The following is a 21,750-nucleotide window of genomic DNA, read 5'->3' as shown; positions in this document are numbered from 1 at the left end:
TGATCGACGTTGAGGACAGGCTATCGAACTGGCCCTTGCTCATCGACGAACACGGTGGGTGTGGACAGGAACACATCGGCGTTCACCGGTCCATAGGCGATGTTGAACGTGTCCAGCCAGTATGACCAGTCCTGCATTCCTGCCATGCTGCTGAAGCGATAGTTGAGCTGCCAGCGCACCCACTGGCCGGGGGCGAGTCGCACTGCCGGAGGCCGTCGCGGCCGGGGCGGCAGGCCGAACAAGGGCTCCACTCGGGGAAGGACCCGCAACCGTCCGTCGGCTTCGCGGAGCTGGACATCGACTGTGCGACGGTCTCCCTGGGTGTCACGCGGCTCAAAGCCATCTCGCTCGTGCATGCGAATCACATGTGCGGAGGCGGCCTCGGTCTGAGGGAGAGCGAAGCCGATCGGGGCCGCGTTCCTGCGCGAGGCGGCCTGCCCTCCTCGGGATTGCTTCGTCCACGATGTACGTATCCACTGGACGGTGATCTCCACGGCTTGCCCCCCGCCGACTCGTCGAGGAGCTCACTCTATGTCCGTGCTCAGGAATCACCGGCCTGTCGAGCAGTCACCGGGTGGACGGACCCGCTGCTCACGAGGGGTTCCTAAGGCGGTGGTCCTCCAGCGGGGCGCCGATGTTCAGGTCCTCGTCGAGCTTGGTGATCAGAGCGGGAGCCAGCGCGGGCGCGTAACGGGAAGCCCATTGTTCGGCGAGGGCGAGGAAACCGTTGAGTTTGTCGTGCGCGGTCTGGAGGAGGTCTGGCAGCTCGGCCAGGGGAAGCTCGATGGGTGCCTTTGCCGGTGGGTCCGTGTCAGGCCACACCCTGGCGAGCGTCCTTTGGCGTTCAACGTGCGCGACGGTGCCATGGCCGAGCCAGAGTTCTTCGCCGTTCATGAGACTGAGCCAGTCGCGCCAGCTCTCCAGGCCGAAGCAGCACCCCGGGGCGATCACCCCGCCGGTCGCGGTGTCCAGCAGGAGGATGCCTCCCGGGGCTATGGCGAGATCGACGCTCAGCAGGCTCTGGATGCGCCGGATGCCGGCCTCGGTGTCCGGTGCCGGGTCGTCGGAGTCGCCTTGGCCGCAGCTGGTCAGGACCGCCATCGCCGTCCCGACTTCCAGCGGTGACATCTGGCCGGAGAGGACCAGAAGACGGTCCGCGCCCGGGGCGGCGGTCGGCCACAGAGCGAAGTCCGCGACATCATAGGTCTCCACGGCGGCATCCATGATCAGCACGGTTCCATTGTCGCTGCTGCCGATTCGGGCGCCCCTCCATTCCTCGCTGGGGTGGAGAGCGCACTCAGAGTAACCGTGACCCCGGTGCGGTCGTCCAGCCGCCCCCGGTGCGATCACCCGCACGCCCGGGTTCGCCGAGGCGGAAGGTCGAACGACTGCGTTCGCCGAGTGAACGCCTCGATGGGATGACGGCGGACACCGGCTGTTCTGTCTCAGGGAATCCATGAGGCAGGACGCCGGTGACCTGTCGCAGCGAAGGCTGAGTGGTTCTCATCGAAGGTTGAGTGGTCCTGTCGCACCCGTATCGCCTGATGCGGGATCAATGCTGCTTCGACTCGATGCCGGGTTCGTGGTGGGCTTCGCTTGGGCCACTCCGGTGCAGGCCAGCACTTCGGTAGTGGTGGCGTTGAGGAAGAGCATGAACGTCCACGACGCGTCGGCGGCGTCAACGCGGCCGATCCGGAGAAGGGCCTCTTCCGCCTGGTCGAGGATGTTGACGGTGGCTGCAAGGGCTTGTGTCTGCTGACCACGCTTCTGGGTGATTCGAAGCCTGGCCCGGTAGATGCGCGTGACCTCGCCGGCGGGGACCAAGCCGTCCCAGAGCACAAAGGTGCCTCCGCTGAGCAGGGCATCGCGTGCTGGTCCACATGCCGTCGTCTGCTCACCGAGCATCGCGGCGAGACCTTCACGCGTCATGCCCCCACCGTCTCCCCAGGCAGTCAGCCTTAAATGATCACTCAACCTTCGATGAGAAAACCTAGCGGTCATTATCCTTCGCTGACAGTGCTCAGCCTTCGCTGCGACAGGTCAACCGGCCCGCCCGGGCATGACCGAGCCGCACCGATGTACTAGAGTTATCTCGACATCGAGATATCTGCCGAAGACGTGCCGCAGCCGCCACTCGGTAAGGGTTGCCTAACTAAGCCCTACCTTAGCGGATCGCTGAGAAGCCGTGGCGGCAGCATGGACGAGTACGTGCACATTGATGAAGGAGACTGTCGTGTCGGCGAACAGCTTCGACGCCCGCAGCACGCTGCGCGTGGGCGACGAGTCGTACGAGATCTTCAAGCTGGACAAGGTCGAGGGCTCCGCACGCCTCCCGTACAGCCTGAAGGTGCTGCTGGAGAACCTGCTCCGCACCGAGGACGGCGCGAACATCACCGCCGACCACATCCGGGCGCTCGGCGGCTGGGACTCCCAGGCGCAGCCCAGCCAGGAGATCCAGTTCACGCCGGCCCGCGTGATCATGCAGGACTTCACCGGTGTTCCCTGTGTCGTGGACCTCGCCACCATGCGTGAGGCCGTCAAGGAGCTGGGCGGCGATCCGGCGAAGATCAACCCGCTGGCTCCGGCCGAGCTGGTCATCGATCACTCCGTCATCGCCGACAAGTTCGGCACCAACGACGCCTTCGCGCAGAACGTCGAGCTGGAGTACGGCCGCAACAAGGAGCGCTACCAGTTCCTGCGCTGGGGCCAGACCGCCTTCGACGAGTTCAAGGTCGTCCCGCCGGGCACCGGCATCGTCCACCAGGTGAACATCGAGCACCTGGCCCGTACCGTCATGGTCCGGGGCGGACAGGCGTACCCGGACACCCTGGTCGGCACCGACTCGCACACCACCATGGTCAACGGCCTCGGTGTGCTCGGCTGGGGCGTCGGCGGCATCGAGGCCGAGGCCGCCATGCTCGGCCAGCCGGTCTCCATGCTCATCCCGCGTGTCGTCGGCTTCAAGCTGACCGGTGAGCTGACCCCCGGCACCACCGCCACCGACCTGGTGCTCACCATCACCGAGATGCTGCGCAAGCACGGCGTCGTCGGCAAGTTCGTGGAGTTCTACGGCGAGGGCGTCGCCGCCACCTCGCTCGCCAACCGCGCCACCATCGGCAACATGTCGCCCGAGTTCGGCTCCACCGCCGCGATCTTCCCGATCGACGACGAGACGCTGAAGTACCTCCGGCTCACCGGCCGCTCCGAGCAGCAGGTCGCGCTGGTCGAGGCGTACGCCAAGGAGCAGGGCCTCTGGCTCGACCCGGCCGCCGAGCCCGACTTCTCCGAGAAGCTGGAGCTGGACCTCGCCACCGTCGTCCCCTCCATCGCCGGCCCGAAGCGCCCGCAGGACCGTATCGTCCTCGCCAACGCCGCCGAGCAGTTCGCGCAGGACGTGCGGAACTACGTCGAGGACGACGAGGAGGCGGGCAAGGAGTCCTTCCCGGCCTCCGACGCCCCGGCCTCGGCCAATGGAGTGCCGTCGCGTCCGACCACCGTCACCGCCCCCGACGGCTCGACGTACGAGATCGACCACGGCGCGGTCACCGTCGCCGCGATCACCTCCTGCACCAACACCTCGAACCCGTATGTCATGGTCGCCGCCGCGCTGGTGGCCAAGAAGGCGGTCGAGAAGGGCCTGACCCGCAAGCCGTGGGTGAAGACGACCCTGTCGCCCGGCTCGAAGGTCGTCACCGACTACTTCGACAAGGCGGGGCTCACCCCCTACCTCGACAAGGTCGGCTTCAACCTGGTCGGCTACGGCTGCACCACCTGCATCGGCAACTCCGGCCCGCTGCCGGAGGAGGTCTCCAAGGCCGTCAACGAGCACGACCTGGCCGTGACCTCGGTGCTCTCCGGCAACCGTAACTTCGAGGGCCGGATCAACCCCGACGTCAAGATGAACTACCTGGCCTCCCCGCCGCTGGTCGTCGCCTACGCCCTCGCGGGCTCCATGAAGGTGGACATCACCCGCGACGCGCTCGGCATCGACACCGAGGGCAAGCCGGTCTACCTCCAGGACATCTGGCCCTCCGAGGCCGAGGTGAACGACGTCGTCGCCAACGCGATCGGCGAGGACATGTTCAACAAGTCCTACCAGGACGTCTTCGCGGGCGACGCCCAGTGGCAGGCGCTGCCGATCCCGACCGGCAACACCTTCGAGTAGGACGCCGAGTCCACCTATGGCCGCAAGCCCCCTTACTTCGAGGGCATGCAGATGGAGACCACCCCGGTCACCGACATCGCGGGCGCGCGGGTGCTGGCCAAGCTGGGCGACTCGGTCACCACCGACCACATCTCCCCGGCCGGTGCGATCAAGGCCGACACCCCGGCCGGCAAGTACCTCACGGAGCACGGCGTCGAGCGCCGTGACTTCAACTCCTACGGCTCCCGCCGTGGCAACCACGAGGTCATGATCCGGGGCACCTTCGCCAACATCCGGCTGCGCAACCAGATCGCGCCGGGCACCGAGGGCGGCTTCACGCGCGACTTCACGCAGCAGGACGGCCCCGTGTCGTTCATCTACGACGCCTCGCGCAACTACATCGAGCAGGGCATCCCGCTGGTGATCCTCGCGGGCAAGGAGTACGGCTCCGGCTCGTCCCGCGACTGGGCCGCCAAGGGCACCGCGCTGCTGGGCGTCAAGGCTGTCGTCGCCGAGTCGTACGAGCGCATCCACCGCTCGAACCTCATCGGCATGGGCGTGCTGCCGCTCCAGTTCCCGGAGGGCGCGTCCGCCGAGGCCCTCGGTCTGACCGGCGAGGAGACCTTCGCCGTCTCCGGTGTCACCGAGCTCAACGACGGCACCACGCCGCGTACGGTCAAGGTCACCACCGACACCGGTGTGGAGTTCGACGCGGTCGTCCGCATCGACACCCCCGGTGAGGCGGACTACTACCGCAACGGCGGCATCATGCAGTACGTCCTGCGGAGCCTCATCCGCAAGTAAGGGACGGCAGGAAAAGGGCCGCACCCCCCGCTCGCGCGGAGGGTGCGGCCCTTCCCTCTGCCCTCAGGAGAGCAGTTCGATCTCCGCCAGCGTCCCCGTGCCCGCCGGGGTGAGCCGGTAGCGGTCGTACGCGCCGGGGCTCGCCACCGAGAAGACCCGGGTCTGCCGGTCCCAGGCGAAACCCTCCCCGGAGCGCCGGTCCAGCTCCCGCCAGGTGGCTCCGCCGTCGTCCGAGCCTTCGAGCACCCAGCCGTCCGGGGCCTGCGCGCGGTCCGCCGAGGTCAGGGTGTACTGCACCGCCCGGGTCCGCGACGGCACCGGCAGCTCGGCCGCCCCGGTCCGCTGGGAGGTGGCGGAGGTGTCGTCGAACAGCGGGCCCTCGCCGTCGATCACGTCCCGGCGCGGCCGGGGAACCCGGTCGTCCTCGGTGATGGAGACCGGGGCCGCCCGCTCGCCCGTGCCCCAGGCCGAGGGCCTCGGCCCCATCGCGAACTCCAGGACGCCGCCGCGCGCGAGCACCGAGTGCGGCAGCGCGGTGGAGTTCCAGGGCTTGCCGTTCACCCGCAGCCCCTGGACGTAGATGTTCTCCGCGCTGTTCTCCGGGGCCTTCACCACCAGGGTCCGGCCGCTGTCCAGCCGGACCGTCGCCTTGGTGAAGAGCGGTGAGCCCACCGCGTACTCCCCGCTGCCCATCACCAGCGGGTAGAAGCCGAGCGCCGAGAACAGCCACCAGGCCGACTGCTCGCCGTTGTCCTCGTCGCCGTGGTAGCCCTGGCCGATCTCGCTGCCGGTGTAGAGCCGGGAGAGCACCTCGCGCACCTTCTCCTGGGTCTTCCAGGGCCGGGAGGCCGCGTTGTACATATACGTGACGTGATGGGCGACCTGGTTGGAGTGGCCGTACATGCCCATCCGCACATCCCGGGCCTCGGTCATCTCATGGATGACCCCGCCGTAGGAGCCGGCGAACTCGGGGGAGGCCGTCTCGGGAGTGGCGAAGTAGGCGTCGAGCTTCTCGCCGAGCCCGGACCGTCCGCCGTAGAGGTTGGCGAGCCCCCGGCTGTCCTGCGGCGCGGTGAAGGCGTACCCCCAGCCGTTGGTCTCGGTGTAGTCGTAGCCCCACACCCTCGGGTCGTACTTCTCGCTGGGGACGCGCCACTGGCCCTGAGGGTCGCGGCCCTCGAAGCAGCCTGCCCAGGAGTCGAAGAGGGCGGCATAGCCCCGGGCCCGGTTGCGGAAGTACTCCGACTCCTCCCGGTAGCGCTCCTTCCCGGTCTTCTTGTGCAGCGCCCGGCCCATCTCCGACAGTCCGTAGTCGTTGAGATACCCCTCCAGCGACCAGGAGAGGCCCTCATGGGTCCGGGTGGAGGCATAGCCGGTGAAGGGCGAGGTCTCCATGCCCTTGCGGCCCACCCCCGAGGACGGCGGGACGACGGTCGCGTTCTTCAGCGCGGCGTCGTAGGCGGCCTCGGCGTCGAAGCGGACGCCCTTGACATGGGCGTCGGCGAACGCGACGTCGGAGCTGGTGCCGGTCATCAGATCGGCGTAGCCGGGCGAGGACCAGCGGGAGATCCAGCCGCCGTCCTTGTACTGCTGGACGAAGCCGTCGACCAGCTCGCCCGCCTTCCGCGGGGTGAGGAAGGAGTACGCGGGCCACGTGGTGCGGTAGGTGTCCCAGAAGCCGTTGTTGACGTACACCCGGCCGTCGACGATCTTCGCTCCGGTCTCGGTCGGGGTGTCGGGTCCGGTCATCGGGGAGAAGGGGCTGGCGTAGCGGTACTCGGGCCGCCGGACGGTGCCGGTGTTCTCGAAGCCGGAGTTGGGATAGAGATAGAGCCGGTAGAGATTCGAGTAGAGCGTGACCAGCTGGTCATGGGTGGCGCCCTCGACCTCCACCCGGCCCAGCAGCTCCTCCCAGGCGTCCTGCGCCCGGTCCTTCACCTCGTCGAAGCCGGTGCCCTCGGGGATCTCCTGGGCGAGATTCCGCCTGGCCTGCTCGACGCTGATGAGGGAGGTCGCGATGCGCAGGGTGACCGTACGGTCCGATCCGGCGTCGAAGCGGAGACGGCCGCTGACCCCGTCCGCGCCGGAGCCGGTGACGGGGGCGTCGAAGACGCCGTGGACGAAGAGCCGGGTGGCGCCCGTGGACAGCCCGCTCTTGACGTCGGAGAAGCCGGTGAACGAGCGGGTGGCGGGGTCGAGGGTGAGCCCGCCCTCCTTGGTGACGTTGTCGAAGACCACGGAGGCGGCGTCGCCGGGGTAGCGGAACCGCATCATCGCCGCGTGGTCGGTCGGGGTCAGCTCGGCCCGCAGCCCGTTCTCGAAGGTGACCGCGTAATGGTGCGGGCGGGCGGTCTCCCGCTCGTGCCGGAAGGGCAGGGCCCGCTTGACCCGGTCGGTCTCGGGGACGTCCGCCGCCGACGGCATGATCTGGAAGGTCTGCCGGTCGCCCATCCAGGGGCTCGGCTCATGGCTGGCCGCGAACGCCTGCACGGCCGGCAGATTGTTCGCGTCGTTGCCCCGGGAGTACTCGTAGATCCAGCTCTTGGACGCCGCGTTGGTCACCGGGGTCCAGAAGTTGAAGCCATGCGGAACGGCGGTCGCGGGGAAGGTGTTGCCCCGGGAGAACGCGCCGCTGGAGTTGGTGCCCCGGGTGGTCGAGACATAGTCGGCGGGGTCGTCGTACCGCCGCTCGGGCGCCTTCGGCCGCAGCGCGATGTCGTCGATCCACCCCTGGAACTTCGCCGGGCCGCGGGCCGAGTCGTACGCCACCACGATCCGGTCGACGGTCCGGCCCGCGGCGACCGAGCCCACGGCGGAGTCCACCTGGTTCCACTGATTGACGTAGAGCCGCTTGGCGTCGGCCTGCCCCTGGGGGGTGAGCGGCCCGCCATGGGCGTCGGCGGCCCCCAGCTCGCTGAGCGACGAGCCGTCGGTGAAGACGAGATCCACCGATACATGAGTGGCCGGATACCGTAGATCGGTCTCCGGGAGCGAGGGGAAGATCCGGTACGACAGCTCGGTGTTCCGGCGTACGTCGACATCGACGTCGAAGACCTTGTTGTACGAGTAGGCCCGGCCGTCCGGCTTATGGGCGCCGGCGTAGCGCAGCGCCCGGACGCCGGTGAACCCGGCGCCGGCCTTGGCGGTGGGGGAGCCGGCGGGGCCGCGGTCGACCAGGGTGCGCATGGATTCGGGGGCGGGGGGCGCGGCGCTGCCGTCGGAGAACTGCACATCGGCGAGCTGGGTGAGCCCTGCTCCGTTGTTACGGGTGATTTCCAGCCGGTAATGCGCGTACGGAGCCACCGCCGCGGGGTCGCCGATGTCGAAGGTCCTGGTCTGGAAGCGCTTGTCGAAGGCGAAGTCGGTGCGGGTGTCGAGGGCCTTCCACTCCTTGCCGTCCGTGGAGCCTTTAAAGGTCCAGTCCTTTGGATCCCGGATATCGGCGTCATTCGCCGATGTCAGGGCATAGGAGGCGATCTTGACCGGAGAGCCGGTGTCGAACTCGATCCATGAGGTGGCCGCGAATTCCAGCCACTTGGTCTGGGGATCGAGATCGATCAGGTTCTCTTTGACCTCGCCCGCACCGGTGTTTTCGCCGCTGGCGCGTACCTCTATCACCTTGTCGGTGATATTGCCCGGTATTCCGCTGGAGAAGCCGCCATCGACTCCGGACGACCGTTTGCGGCCATCCGCTCCGACATCAACGGTATTGCGCCAGTCCGGCTGTTCGTCGTCCGCCTCGAAGGACGAGGCGAATTCCCGCTGTGCCGGGGCGGCGGGGGCGGCGCCGGGCGGGGTCAGGGCGACGGCCGCCGAGGGCGCCGTCACCACGAGCAGTGTGGCGGCAACAGCCAGGGCAGCGGCCCGAGTTGGGCTGCGCCGGGGTCTTCCGGTTCTCTGCTGAACTCTGGGTCCGGCCATCACGGTCCTGTCCTCCCGGGGGGAAGCCGTGTCAGACAACGTTGTCACTGCGATAAGCAGGCTCCAGTAGGTGGGCAAGGGCCAGGCGATGTCAAGACATTGATGGCACGTCACGGCCGGAATCATCTGTTCTGGCGAGAATGGCGTGGTCGAATGAGTACGCACAGTGCTGAAATAGCGGCGAGGTCTCAACTCGGGAAAGACTGCCGCCCAACCATGCTTTCGATCTTGCTCCCTTGACGCCGAGTGGACTATACCTGTCGGCACCCGCCCCGCTGTTGCACACAGCGCGGCGGATCAGGGGGAACAAGGAGACGGCCGGTGATGTGTGTATTCACCGCTGCCCGCGCCCTGTTCTCACCCGAAGAGTGTGCATGATCCAGGCTTCACTGATTTTCCCTCGGGAAAACACAGCAACTGACCGCGGTAACGGGGCCCCTCGCCGACGGCGAGACTGACGGGCGACCGGTTCACCGCCTGAGTCCTGATGAAGGCGAGGACTTGAGCATGGGATCCACCTCCGCCCACGACAATGAGGGTCTCGGCCGTCGTAATCTGATCAAGCGCTCCGCGGCGCTCGGTCTGATCGCCGTCCCGACCATGGGCTTTCTGTCGGCTTGCGCCACCGGCGGCGACGGCGGCGACGACAAGAAGACCGACGCCCCCAAGGGCGAGACCTCGGAGAAGAACCCTCTCGGCGTCAAGAACGGCGTGGCTCTGGAGGCGTTCATCTTCAAGGGCGGCCTCGGCGACCAGTACGCCAAGGACGCGGAAGCCGACTTCAAGGCGACCTACAAGGCCGAGGTGAAGCACACCGGCACCCAGGAGGTCGGCCCGAAGCTCACCCCGCGCTTCGCGGGCGGCAACCCGCCGGACGTCATCGACAACTCCGGCGCCGGTCACCTGGACATGAACAAGCTGTCCAGCCAGGGCCAGTTGCAGGATCTCGCCGAGCTGCTCGACGCCCCCTCGCTGGACGACCCGGCCAAGAAGGTCCGGGACATCATCCACCCCAGCACGCTGGAGAAGGGCAAGCACGGCGACGTCTTCGACGTGCTGTACTACGCCTTCACCATCTACGGCACCTGGTACTCCCAGAAGCTGCTGGACGACAAGGGCTGGACCTACCCCAAGACCCTCGACGAGATGGTCACGCTCTGCGGCGAGATCAAGAAGGAGGGCATCGCGCCCTGGACGTACGCGGGCAAGTACCCGTACTACGTCCACTTCAACCTCTTCGCGCAGATCGCCAAGATCGGCGGCATGGACGCCTGGATGGCGATCGACAACCTGCAGCCCAACGCCTGGACCGGCAACGACGCGGTCAAGGAGGTCGTCGAGCACTACGAGGAGCTCGCGGCCAAGAAGTACTTCCTGGAGGGCAGCCAGGGCCTGACCCACATCCAGTCGCAGACCGCCTGGAACAAGCGGAAGGCCGTCTTCATCCCCAACGGCTCCTGGGTGGAGAACGAGGCCGCCCCCACCACCCCGAAGGACTTCGGGATGGCCGTCGGCGCCCTCTTCGACGGCAGCGGCGACAAGCACCCGCACGGCACCCTGCGCGCCGAGCCCAGCGAGCCGTACATCGTCGCCAGCAAGGGCAAGAACCCGCGCGGCGGCATGGAGCTGCTCCGCATCATGCTCTCGAAGGAGCACGCCCAGAACTTCGCCACCAAGGTCAAGTCGCTGACCTGTGTGGTGGACGCGCCCGAGGGCATGACCCTCTCCCCGGGTCTCGCCTCCGCGAACAAGGTCTTCAAGGAAGCCGGCGAGAATCTCCTCAGCCTCCAGCTCCAGGAGTGGTACCCCGCGCTCACCGACGAGAAGCTCGGCGGTCTGACCGGCCAGCTGCTCACCGGTGAGCTCAAGGCCGCCGAGTGGATCAAGAAGGCCCAGGCCGAGGCGGACAAGGTCGCCAAGGACGACTCCGTCACCAAGTTCCAGCGCACCAGCTGACAGCGGCGCGGAGTCCATCCTAGGAAGAGGGGAAGGCCGGGAAGCATATGCAACACGGCAAATACCGATTCATCGCGGGCTTCCTGGCCCTGCCTTTGATCATCTACGCGATCTTCGTCATATCGCCGTTCGTCCAGGCCTTCCAGATCTCGATGACCGACTGGTCCGGGCTGGTCGGCACCGCCGAGTTCATCGGGCTCGACAACTTCCAGCGGCTCTGGGAGAGCGACGACTTCTGGAACGCCCTGCGCCACAACGTCTATATGCTGGCGATCGTCCCGGTGGTCACCCTCGCGCTCGGGCTGTTCTTCGCCTTCATGCTCAACGTCGGCGGCAAGCGCCGGAAGAACGAAGTGGTCACGGGCGTGGCCGGGTCGAAGTTCTACAAGTTCGTCTTCTTCTTCCCCCAGGTCATCTCCATCGCCATCGTCGCGGTGATCTGGTCCAACATCTACAACCCCGACCCGGCCGACGGCATGCTCAACTCGCTGCTCGGCGCGATCGGTCTCGACGGCCTCCAGAACGCCTGGCTCGGCGAGAAGAGTCTCGCGCTCTGGTGCATCAGCGCGGTCATGGTCTGGGGCCATGTCGGCTTCTATGTGGTGCTGTTCTCCGCGGCCATGGCCTCCATACCGCGGGACATCTACGAAGCGGCGCTGCTGGACGGGGCCAACCGGTTCCACACCTTCTTCAAGATCACCCTCCCGCTGCTGTGGGACACGGTGCAGACCGGCTGGGTGTACATGGGCATCATCGCCCTGGACGCCTTCGCCCTGGTCCAGATCATGTCGGTGAACAACGGCGGACCGGACGGCGCGACCGATGTGATGCCGCTGAGGCTCTATCAGACGGCATTCCGGGACAGCCAGTTCGGCTACGCCTCCGCGATGGGAATCGCGATGCTCATTGTCACGATGACGTTCGCACTGCTCACCATGCGCTTCGCGCGGCGTGAGCGGATCGAGTTCTAGGGGTACGGCGGATGACGACCGAAGAGATCGACACGGTGGCGAAGGCGGCGGCTGCTCCCGCCGGGACCACCGGTGCGAACGGCCCGGCCACGACCCGGATCCGCACGGAGGGCGGGGTGCTGAACGTCTTCTCGCACGGCATTCTCGTCCTCTGGGCCCTGATGGTCGGAGTGCCCCTGCTCTGGGTGCTGTGGAGCGCCTTCAAGGACAGCAACGGCATTCTGTCCGACCCCTGGGGACTGCCGACCAGCCTGCGCTGGGAGAACTGGGCCAACGCGTGGAACGACGCGAACATGGGCCAGTACTTCATCAACACCGTCATCGTGGTGGGCGGTTCGGTCATCGGCACCATGGTGCTGGGCTCCATGGCCGCCTATGTGCTGGCCCGCTTCACCTTCCCCGGGAACAGGTTTATCTACTATCTGTTCGTGGCGGGCATGTCCTTCCCCGTCTTCATGCTGGTGATCCCGCTCTTCTTCGTCCTGCGGGACTTCCCGGGCAGCCCGCTGCTGGCGACGTACCACGGGCTGATCCTGGTCTATATCGCCTACTCGCTGCCGTTCACCGTCTTCTTCATGACCTCGTTCTTCCGCACCCTGCCGAATTCCGTGGCGGAGGCGGCGATGATCGACGGGGCTTCGCACACCCGGACGTTCTTCCAGGTGATGCTGCCGATGGCCAAGCCCGGTCTGATCAGCATCGGCATCTTCAACTTCCTGGGCCAGTGGAATCAGTATCTGCTGCCGATGGTGCTCAACCAGCAGGAGGAGAAGTACGTACTCACCCAGGGCCTGGCGATGATCGCGCTCCAGCAGGGCTATGAGAACGACTGGGGAGCGCTGATGGCGGGCATGATGATCGCGATGCTCCCGGTGCTGGTGGTCTACGCGATCTTCCAGCGGCAGGTGCAGTCCGGTCTGACGGCGGGCGCGATCAAGTAGCGCGGCTCCTCGGCGCGGATGCCCGTGCGGGGTGCGCCCCCCGGCGCGGATGCCCGCACCCGGACGACACGGCCTCCGGTGGAGCTCTTCACCGGAGGCCGTGGCATGCCCGGGCACGGGGGCTCTTGACGGGACAACCCCCGGCCGGTGACCTTGGGCTTCACATGTTGGAGCAATGCCGGGGGCCACCAGTCGGGCTCCCCGGCCGGAGCCGGGCCGTCGCGCCGGGCGCCGGGGCGGGAGTGGATGGGCAGATGCAGACTCCGGGATCGCAGACCTCGCTGCACCGGGCGAATCTGGAGCGGGTCGTCCGGGCCGTGCGCATGGCCGGCTCGCTCACCCAGGCCGAGATCGCGCGGGGCACCGGACTGTCGGCGGCCACCGTCTCCAACATCGTCCGCGAGCTGAAGGAGAGCGGCACCGTCGAGGTCACCCCGACCTCCGCGGGCGGTCGCCGGGCCCGCAGCATCTCGCTGAGCGCGGCGGCGGGCATGGTGGTCGGAGTCGACTTCGGCCACACCCATCTGCGGGTCGCGGTCGCCGACCTCGCCCACCGGGTGGTGGCCGAGGACTGTGAGCCGCTCGATGTGGACGCCTCGGCGCGGGAGGGGTTCGACCGGGCCGAGAAGCTGGTCAACCGGCTGATCGCACAGAGCGGCATCGGCCCGGAGAAGGTGATCGGCGTGGGACTGGGCGTCCCGGGACCCATCGACGCGGAGTCCGGCGTCCTCGGCGCCACCTCGATGCTGCCGGGGTGGACCGGGACCAACCCCAGCGAGGAGATGGCCGGACGGCTCGGCGTCCCCGTCCATGTCGACAACGATGCCAACCTCGGTGCGCTGGGCGAACTCGTCTGGGGCGGCGGCCGGGGCGTACGCGATCTCGCCTACATCAAGGTCGCCGCGGGGGTCGGCGCCGGTCTGGTGATCGGCGGCCGGGTCTTCCGGGGACCCGGCGGCACGGCGGGCGAGATCGGGCACATCACGCTGGACGAGTCCGGGCCGGTCTGCCGCTGCGGCAACCGCGGCTGCCTGGAGACCTTCGCCGCCGCCCGCTACGTTCTTCCGCTGCTGAGGACGGTCCACGGCCCCGATCTCACGATGGAGCGCATGACCCGGCTCGCCCGCGAGGGGGATCCGGGCTGCCGCCGGGTGATCGCCGATGTGGGCCGCCACATCGGCAGCGCGGTCGCCTCGCTCTGCAATCTGCTCAACCCCAGCCGGGTGCTGCTCGGCGGAGACCTCGCCGACGCCGGTGAGCTGGTGCTCGCGCCCGTCCGCGACGCGCTGGCCCGGTACGCCATCCCCAGCGCCGCCGCCCGGGTCTCGGTGGCCGCAGGCTCGCTCGGACCGCGCGCCGAGGTCCTGGGCGCGCTGGCCCTGGTGCTCAGCGAGATGGGCGACGCCGCTCTGCTCGACGGAGTGCCCCGGCCCGATGGGGCCTTGCTCGGCGGAGTGCCCCGGCCCGATGCGGCCTTGCCCGGCGGAGTGTCCCGGCCCGGCGGCGCCGTCCGGTCCGATGCGGCCTTGCCCGACGGCGCCGCCCGGCCCGATGCCGCCCTGTCCGGGAGAGCCGCCCCGCTCGACGAGTCCCCTCGCGGACCCCGGCCGGAGGCGACCGCCGCCTTCACTTAGAGAACGCATGGCACCGTTGTCATCTCGTTAAGGATCTACTCCTTGACCCCGTCTCCGGGGCCGAGTTGACTGCCAGCCACCTCGGCCGCGACGTCGCGGCCCCGTCAGGGAGGTTCCACGGATGAACGCACATCTGCGTCGGGCGGCCACCGCCGCTGCCGCCACCGTGATGGCCGTCTCGCTCGCGGCCTGCGGCAGCGCCAAGGAGTCCGGCGACAAGGCGAGGAAGACGGACGGCGCCGCCAAGGGGAATGAGATCAAGGTCGGTCTGCTGCTCCCGGAGAACCAGACCGCGCGCTACGAGAAGTTCGACATGCCGCTCATCAAGAAGAAGATCAGCGAACTCACCGACGGCAAGGGCGAGGTCGTCTACGTCAACGCCAAGCAGGACGCCACGCTCCAGACCCAGCAGGTCGAAACGATGATCACCAACAAGGTCGACGCGCTGATCCTCGACGCGGTCGACTCCAAGGCCATCGCGAGCGCCGTGAAGAAGGCCAAGGACGCCGGGATCCCCGTCGTCGCCTTCGACCGCCTCGCCGAGGGCCCGATCGACGGATACACCTCCTTCGACAACGAGGAGGTCGGCCGCGTCCAGGGCGAGGCGCTGCTCACCGCTCTCGGCGAGAAGGCCGGCGACGGGCAGATCGTGATGATGAACGGCTCCATCACCGACCCCAACGCCGCGCTCTACAAGCGCGGTTCGCACTCCGTGCTCGACGGCAAGGTGAAGATCGGCAAGGAGTACGACACCAAGGAGTGGAAGCCGGAGAACGCCAACGCGAACATGGAGGCGGCGATCGCGGCGCTCGGCAAGGACGAGATCATCGGGGTCTACTCCGCCAACGACGGCATGGCGGGCGGCGTCATCACCGCTCTGAAGGCCGCGGGCCTCGGCAAACTGCCGCCCGTCACCGGCCAGGACGCCGAGCTCGCCGCCGTACAGCGCATCGTGGCGGGGGAGCAGTACGCCAGCGTCTACAAGCCCTACTCCGGCGAGGCCGACGCGGCGGCCGAGATGGCGGTCGCGCTCGCCCGGGGCGAGAAGCTCGCCTCGGTGGCCGAGGACACGGTGGACAGCCCGACGACGAAGGGCGTGCCGGCGGTGTTGGTCCCGGTGGTCTCGCTGACCAAGGACAACATCGCGGACACGGTCGTCAAGGACGGGATCTACACCGTCCAGGAGATCTGCACGGCCAAGTACCGGGCGGCCTGCGACAAGCTCGGTCTGAAGTAGCCCCGGTCCCACCCGGTCCCGCACCGCCGGCGGGGCGCGGGCCGTGACCCGCCGGCGGTACGGGACCGGGCGGGACCGCACCCGCTGTCCGCACCGCCGAATGTCCAGCCCCGTGCCCCACCCCGGCGCGGGCGTCTCCCGCCCGGCCCGTTCAGGCGGCGAAGGAGTTGGTTCACATGTCCGCTGCGCCCGTGCTGGCGCTGCGAGGGGTCTCCAAGCGGTTCGGCGCCGTCCAGGCGCTCACCGATGTCGAGCTGGAGATCCATGCCTCGGAGGTGGTCGCCCTCGTCGGCGACAACGGCGCCGGGAAGTCCACCCTGGTCAAGACGATCGCCGGAGTCCACCCCATCGACAACGGTGTCATCGAGTGGGACGGCCTGCCCGTCACGGTCAGCAGACCCCACGACGCCCAGAACCTGGGCATCGCGACCGTCTACCAGGACCTCGCCCTCTGCGACAACATCGACGTCGTCGGCAATCTCTTCCTCGGCCGGGAGCTCCGCAGACGCGGCATTCTCGACGAGGTGGAGATGGAACGCCGCGCCCGCGAGCTCCTCGACACCCTCTCCATCCGCATCCCCAGCGTCCGCATCCCGATCGCCTCGCTCTCCGGCGGCCAGCGCCAGACGGTCGCCATAGCCCGCTCCATGCTCGGCGAGCCCCGGCTCGTCATCCTCGACGAACCCACCGCCGCCCTCGGCGTCGAACAGACCGCCCAGGTCCTCGATCTGGTCGAGCGGCTGCGCGAACGCGGCCACGCCGTCCTTCTCATCAGCCACAGCATGGCGGACGTCAAGGCGGTCGCCGACCGGGTCGCGGTACTGCGCCTCGGCCGCAACAACGGATTCTTCGACGTCGGGGACACCTCGCAGGAAGACATCATCTCCGCCATCACCGGCGCCACGGACAATGCCGTGACCCGCCGGGCGGCGCGCACCGCGGAGGGCCGGCAGTGAAACCGCGTGTCAACGTCAACAAGAATGCCGTGAACCTCCGCAAGGCCGCAGCCGGCGGCCGGCCAGCTGGCGCGGACGCCCCGGCCGACGGCACGCCCCTGGCGGACCCGGAGGCCGCCGACGCCGCCGTCACCGCCGTCGATCCCCGGCTGCTGGTGCGGGAGCGGGGACTGGCCGGCTATCTCTCCGAATTCCGGCGCAGACTGGCCGCCGGCGAGCTGGGCTCCCTCCCGGTCGTCGTCGGCCTGATCGTCATCTGCGCCGCCTTCCAGGGCCTGAACTCCAACTTCCTCTCCGCCGAGAACCTCAGCAACATCGCCGTCGCCATGGTCGGCACCGGAATGATGGCCATCGGCATCATCTTCGTGCTGCTCCTCGGTGAGATCGATCTCTCGGTCGGCGCGGTGAGCGGGGTCTCCGGCGCCATCGTGGCGATCCTGAGCGTCACCCACGGAGTCGACGAATGGCTCGCCGTTCTCGCCGCCGTCGCGGGCGGCGCGGTCATCGGCGCGCTCCACGGTTTCTTCTTCGCCGTGATCGGCGCCCCCGCCTTCGCCGTCACCCTGGCCGGGCTGCTCTTCTGGCAGGGCCTCATGCTCCAGCTCCTCGGCTCCAGCGGCACCATCAACCTGGACAGCGAAGGACTGGTCGGCAAGCTGAACACCCACTACTTCAGCGATATCGCCGCCGCCTACGGTCTCGCCGCTCTCGCGGTGGCCGCCTTCCTCCTCAGTGGGCTGCTCGACAGCCGCCGCCGAGCCGCCGCCGGCATCCCCTTCCGGCCGTTCGCCGACACCCTGCTGCGTACGGCCGGACTCGCGGTGGTCGCGTTCGCCGCGGCCTATGTGTTCAACCAGTACAAGGGACTGCCGCTGGCGCTGGTCCTCTTCCTCGCCGCCCTGGTGATCACCGATCTGGTGCTCCGCCGCACCGCGTACGGCCGCAAGGTCGTCGCCCTCGGCGGCAGCGTCGAGGCCGCCCGCCGGGCCGGCATCGACGTCACGGCGGTCCGCATCTCGGTCTTCGCGATCGCGGGCGGCTTCGCCGCCGTCGGCGGTCTCTTCATGGCCTCCAAGATCGCGGCGGCCAATCAGAGCGCGGGCAGCGGCGAACTGCTGATGAATGTGATCGCGGCGGCCGTCATCGGCGGCACCAGCCTCTTCGGCGGACGCGGCCGGACCTGGAACGCCCTGCTCGGGGTGATGGTCATCGTCTCCATCCAGTACGGACTGGCGCTGGAGGGCATCAAGTCCCCGGTGCAGTTCATGATCACCGGTGGTGTGCTGCTCGCCACCGTCGTCATCGACTCGATCACCCGCAGAACCCAGAAGACCGCAGGTCGCGCCTAGGAAACGGGGGAGAGCGCCCGGCGCCCCCGCCAGGGGTGCCGGGCATTGTCGCGCATCGCGCGTGTTTTCGTTGGATATCAGCCATTGGCGGGGACGGCTTCGCAAAGCCCGAGGACCATGGTCCGGAACGGAACATTAGACTCATCCAGATCGGCACGCTCGACCAGCTCAATACACCCAGCTCAATACGCAAGGAGGCACGGGTGGCACTGCTTACCCGTATCAGGGGACCGCGCGATCTGGACCGGCTCAGCCCGGAGCAGCTGGATCAGCTGGCCGCGGAGATCCGGACCTTCCTCGTCGACGCCGTCTCCAAGACCGGAGGTCACCTCGGCCCCAACCTCGGTGTGGTCGAGCTGACCATCGCCCTGCACCGGGTGTTCGACTCCCCGAAGGACCGGGTCCTCTGGGACACCGGCCACCAGAGCTATGTGCACAAGCTGCTCACCGGCCGCCAGGACTTCTCCCGGCTCAAGATGAAGGGCGGCCTCTCCGGCTACCCGGCGCGCGCCGAGTCCGATCACGACTGCATCGAGAACTCCCACGCCTCCACCGTCCTCGGCTGGGCGGACGGCCTCGCCAAGGCCAATCAGGTCCTGGCGAAGGACGACCATGTCGTGGCGGTCATCGGTGACGGCGCGCTCACGGGCGGTATGGCCTGGGAGGCGCTGAACAACATCGCCGCCGCCAAGGACCGCCCGCTGGTGATCGTGGTCAACGACAACGAGCGCTCCTACGCGCCGACGATCGGCGGCCTCGCCAACCACCTCGCCACCCTGCGCACCACCGACGGCTACGAGCGCTTCCTCGCCCGCGGCAAGGACATCCTCGGCCGCACCCCCGTCGTCGGGAAGCCGCTGTACGAGACCCTCCACGGCGCCAAGAAGGGCCTCAAGGACTTCATCGCCCCCCAGGGCATGTTCGAGGACCTCGGGCTGAAGTACGTCGGGCCCATCGACGGCCATGACATCGAGGCCCTGGAGTCCGCGCTCGCCCGCGCCAAGCGGTTCGGCGGGCCCGTGATCGTCCACTGCCTCACCGAGAAGGGCCGCGGCTACCAGCCCGCCCTCCAGGACGAGGCCGACCGCTTCCACGCCGTCGGCAAGATCCACCCCGACACCGGTCTGCCGATCGCCAGCTCCGGCCTCGACTGGACCTCCGTCTTCGGCGAGGAGATGGTCAAGCTCGGCGAGGAGCGCGAGGACATCGTCGCGATCACGGCGGCCATGCTCCAGCCCGTGGGCCTCGACCGCTTCGCCAAGGCGTTCCCCGACCGCGTCTACGACGTGGGCATCGCCGAGCAGCACGGCGCGGTCTCCGCCGCCGGCCTCGCCACCGGCGGCGTCCACCCCGTCTTCGCGGTCTACGCCACCTTCCTCAACCGCGCCTTCGACCAGGTGCTGATGGATGTGGCCCTGCACCAGTGCGGAGTGACCTTCGTCCTGGACCGCGCGGGCGTCACCGGCACCGACGGCGCCTCCCACAACGGCATGTGGGACATGTCGATCCTCCAGGTCGTCCCGGGGCTGCGGATCGCGGCCCCGCGCGACGCCGACCAGGTCCGCGCCCAGCTGCGCGAGGCCGTGGTGGTCGACGACGCGCCGACCGTGGTGCGCTTCTCCAAGGGCGCGGTCGGGCCCGCCGTGAAGGCCGTGGGCCGGGTCGGCGGCATGGACGTGCTGCGCCACCCGGACGCCGAGCGGCCCGATGTGCTGCTGGTCTCCGTGGGCGCGCTCGCCCCGATGTGCCTGGAGATCGCCGGGCTCCTCGACCGGCAGGGCATCTCCACCACCGTGGTCGACCCGCGCTGGGTCAAGCCGGTGGACGAGGCGCTCGCCCCGCTCGCCGAGCGGCACCGGGTCGTCGTCACCGTCGAGGACAACAGCAGGGTCGGCGGAGTGGGCTCCACGATCGCCCAGGCGCTGCGCGACGCGGGCGTCGATGTGCCGCTGCGCGACTTCGGCATCCCGCCCCGCTTCCTCGACCACGCCTCCCGCCAGGAGGTGATGGCCGAGATCGGGCTGACCGCGCCGGACATCGCCCGCCAGGTGACCGGTCTGGTGGCCAGGCTGGGCGGCCGGTACGAGAGCGCCGACGAAGAGGCGATCGAGCCGGTACGCGACTGACGCCCGCCCGCCGGGCCCTCGCCGCCCGCCCCGGCGGCGCGGCCCCCTGAGGCACCCCGCCCGAGCGGCAAGGGCCCGGCGAGCACGGAGTCGGCCGGGAGGATCACCCTGGACGGGTGGTCCTCCTGGCCATTCGTGTGAAAACCACTCGTAACGGCAGCCCGCACCACCCGCCGTCCCGATCATGGGGACGACACGTGTGGAGGTGCACCGGTGACCACAGACACAGACCCCCGAGGCCGGGCGGGCGTCTTCAGGACCAAGAGCGTCGAGCAGTCCATCCGCGACACCGAGGAGCCCGAGCACGCGCTCAAACGGTCCCTCTCCGCGCTCGACCTCACGGTCTTCGGCGTCGGCGTCATCATCGGCACCGGCATCTTCGTGCTCACCGGCGCGGTCGCCAAGGAGATCGCCGGCCCCGCGACCGCGCTCGCCTTCGTCGTCGCCGGATTCGTCTGCGGGCTCGCGGCCCTCTGCTACGCGGAGTTCGCCTCCACGGTCCCGGTCGCCGGATCCGCGTACACCTTCGCCTACGCCTCCCTCGGCGAGCTGCCCGCCTGGATCATCGGCTGGGACCTGGTCCTCGAATTCGCCGTCGGCACGGCGGTCGTCGCCGTCGGCTGGTCCGGCTATCTCCGCTCGCTGATGGACAACATCGGCTGGCATCTGCCCGCCGGGATCTCCGGCACCAACTCCGAGACCGGCTTCGGCTTCGACCTGCTGGCCTTTCTGCTGGTCCTGCTGCTCACCGTGATTCTCGTCCTCGGCATGAAGCTCTCCGCCCGGGTCACCACCGTCGTCGTCGCCATCAAGCTGGCCGTGGTGCTGCTCGTCATCGTCGCCGGGTCGTTCTTCATCAAGGCCGCGAACTACAGCCCCTTCATCCCCCCGGCGACCGAGCCGGCCGGCGGATCAGGGCTCCATCAGCCGCTGATCCAGCTGATGTTCGGATACGCGCCGACCACCTTCGGCGTCATGGGCATCTTCACCGCAGCCTCCGTGGTCTTCTTCGCCTTCATCGGCTTCGACGTGGTGGCGACGGCGGCGGAGGAGACCAGGCTGCCGCAGCGGGACATGCCCCGGGGCATCCTGGGCTCGCTGTTCATCTGCACCCTGCTGTACGTCGCGGTCTCCATCGTCGTCACCGGCATGCAGCACTACACCCAGCTCACGGTCGACGCCCCCCTCGCCGACGCCTTCAAGGCGACCGGCCACCCCTGGTACGCGGGCGTCATCAGCTTCGGCGCGGTGATCGGCCTCACCTCGGTCTGCATGATTCTGCTGCTCGGCCAGACCCGGGTGTTCTTCGCGATGAGCCGTGACGGGCTGCTGCCGAGATTCTTCTCCCGGACCCACCCGCACTACCGCACCCCCTACCGGGCCACCGTGCTGCTCGGCGTCGTCATCGCGATCGTCGCGGGCCTCACCAACATCGAGGAGCTCGCGGCGCTGGTGAACATCGGCACCCTCTTCGCCTTCGTCGTCGTCGCGCTCGGCGTCGTCATCCTGCGCCGCACCCGCCCCGATCTGCCGCGCTCCTTCCGCACCCCGCTGGTGCCGCTGCTGCCGATCGTCTCCGTCGCCGCGTCCGTGTGGCTGATGCTCAATCTGCCCACCGAGACCTGGCTGCGCTTCGGCGCGTGGATGGTGCTGGGTGTGGTCGTGTACTTCGTCTACGGCCGCAGCCACAGCCGGCTGGAGCCGGGTGCGG

12 protein-coding genes and 2 pseudogenes are annotated in these 21,750 nt (G+C 68.6%); 10 read left to right on the top strand and 4 right to left on the bottom strand.

Annotated features, from left to right (window positions below):
- Positions 1-20: 20 nt before the first annotated feature.
- The 3 genes from FF041_RS19700 to FF041_RS19690 form a co-directional block, all read right to left on the bottom strand.
- On the bottom strand, positions 21-494 hold the full coding sequence (locus FF041_RS19700) for a hypothetical protein (RefSeq protein WP_323392198.1): 474 nt from the start codon (positions 492-494) through the stop codon (positions 21-23).
- 97 nt (positions 495-591) lie between these two features.
- Complete coding sequence (locus FF041_RS19695; RefSeq protein WP_153524018.1) at positions 592-1,233, bottom strand: hypothetical protein; 642 nt, start codon at positions 1,231-1,233, stop codon at positions 592-594.
- A gap of 270 nt (positions 1,234-1,503) precedes the next feature.
- On the bottom strand, positions 1,504-1,929 hold the full coding sequence (locus FF041_RS19690; protein WP_228388398.1) for a hypothetical protein: 426 nt from the start codon (positions 1,927-1,929) through the stop codon (positions 1,504-1,506).
- A 304-nt stretch (positions 1,930-2,233) separates the two neighbouring features.
- Between FF041_RS19690 and acnA the strand changes: the two are divergent.
- Positions 2,234-4,948, top strand: a pseudogene (gene acnA / locus FF041_RS19685) (aconitate hydratase AcnA).
- A 63-nt stretch (positions 4,949-5,011) separates the two neighbouring features.
- Here the strand turns inward: acnA and FF041_RS19680 are convergent.
- A complete protein-coding gene (locus FF041_RS19680) occupies positions 5,012-8,869 on the bottom strand; it encodes a GH92 family glycosyl hydrolase (RefSeq protein ID WP_153524017.1) in 3,858 nt (1,285 codons plus the stop codon).
- A gap of 507 nt (positions 8,870-9,376) precedes the next feature.
- Between FF041_RS19680 and ngcE the strand changes: the two genes are divergently transcribed.
- The 9 genes and pseudogenes from ngcE to FF041_RS19635 form a co-directional block, all read left to right on the top strand.
- Entirely contained in the window at positions 9,377-10,825 is a 1,449-nt protein-coding gene (ngcE, locus tag FF041_RS19675; protein WP_153524016.1) for an N-acetylglucosamine/diacetylchitobiose ABC transporter substrate-binding protein, read from the top strand.
- Positions 10,826-10,872: 47 nt separating this feature from the next.
- The gene (locus FF041_RS19670; RefSeq protein WP_153524015.1) at positions 10,873-11,796 is read left to right on the top strand and encodes a carbohydrate ABC transporter permease; all 924 of its coding nucleotides are present in this window, start codon (positions 10,873-10,875) and stop codon (positions 11,794-11,796) included.
- An 11-nt stretch (positions 11,797-11,807) separates the two neighbouring features.
- Positions 11,808-12,737 carry a carbohydrate ABC transporter permease gene (locus FF041_RS19665; protein WP_153524014.1) on the top strand — a complete coding sequence of 310 codons (930 nt, stop codon included), beginning with the start codon at positions 11,808-11,810 and terminating at the stop codon, positions 12,735-12,737.
- Positions 12,738-12,991: 254 nt separating this feature from the next.
- Positions 12,992-14,155, top strand: a pseudogene (locus FF041_RS19660) (ROK family transcriptional regulator); the annotation flags it as partial.
- Positions 14,156-14,492: 337 nt separating this feature from the next.
- A complete protein-coding gene (locus FF041_RS19655) occupies positions 14,493-15,608 on the top strand; it encodes a sugar ABC transporter substrate-binding protein (RefSeq protein WP_194292096.1) in 1,116 nt (371 codons plus the stop codon).
- 167 nt (positions 15,609-15,775) lie between these two features.
- Complete coding sequence (locus FF041_RS19650; protein WP_194292095.1) at positions 15,776-16,564, top strand: ATP-binding cassette domain-containing protein; 789 nt, start codon at positions 15,776-15,778, stop codon at positions 16,562-16,564.
- A gap of 98 nt (positions 16,565-16,662) precedes the next feature.
- Positions 16,663-17,913 carry a sugar ABC transporter permease gene (locus tag FF041_RS19645; RefSeq protein WP_153524036.1) on the top strand — a complete coding sequence of 417 codons (1,251 nt, stop codon included), beginning with the start codon at positions 16,663-16,665 and terminating at the stop codon, positions 17,911-17,913.
- 203 nt (positions 17,914-18,116) lie between these two features.
- Positions 18,117-20,039, top strand: a complete 1,923-nt coding sequence (gene dxs, locus FF041_RS19640) for a 1-deoxy-D-xylulose-5-phosphate synthase (protein WP_323392195.1) — start codon at positions 18,117-18,119, stop codon at positions 20,037-20,039.
- A gap of 213 nt (positions 20,040-20,252) precedes the next feature.
- The coding region (locus tag FF041_RS19635) for an amino acid permease (RefSeq protein ID WP_323392193.1) at positions 20,253-21,750 on the top strand (1,498 nt) is incomplete at its 3' end.

The sequence above is a fragment of the Streptomyces jumonjinensis genome, assembly GCF_009600885.1.
GTDB lineage: Bacteria > Actinomycetota > Actinomycetes > Streptomycetales > Streptomycetaceae > Streptomyces > Streptomyces jumonjinensis.
Note: the sequence above shows the minus strand (reverse complement) of the source record. Positions and strands in the feature narration are given on the sequence as shown.

What these genes read in the sequence shown, in the direction of transcription:
- FF041_RS19690 (WP_228388398.1), bottom strand. Translation starts at nt 1,929, where the DNA reads ATGACGCGTGAAGGTCTCGCCGCGATGCTCGGTGAGCAGACGACGGCA.
- FF041_RS19680 (WP_153524017.1), bottom strand. Translation starts at nt 8,869, where the DNA reads ATGGCCGGACCCAGAGTTCAGCAGAGAACCGGAAGACCCCGGCGCAGC.
- ngcE (WP_153524016.1), top strand. Translation starts at nt 9,377, where the DNA reads ATGGGATCCACCTCCGCCCACGACAATGAGGGTCTCGGCCGTCGTAAT.
- FF041_RS19670 (WP_153524015.1), top strand. Translation starts at nt 10,873, where the DNA reads ATGCAACACGGCAAATACCGATTCATCGCGGGCTTCCTGGCCCTGCCT.
- FF041_RS19665 (WP_153524014.1), top strand. Translation starts at nt 11,808, where the DNA reads ATGACGACCGAAGAGATCGACACGGTGGCGAAGGCGGCGGCTGCTCCC.
- FF041_RS19655 (WP_194292096.1), top strand. Translation starts at nt 14,493, where the DNA reads ATGAACGCACATCTGCGTCGGGCGGCCACCGCCGCTGCCGCCACCGTG.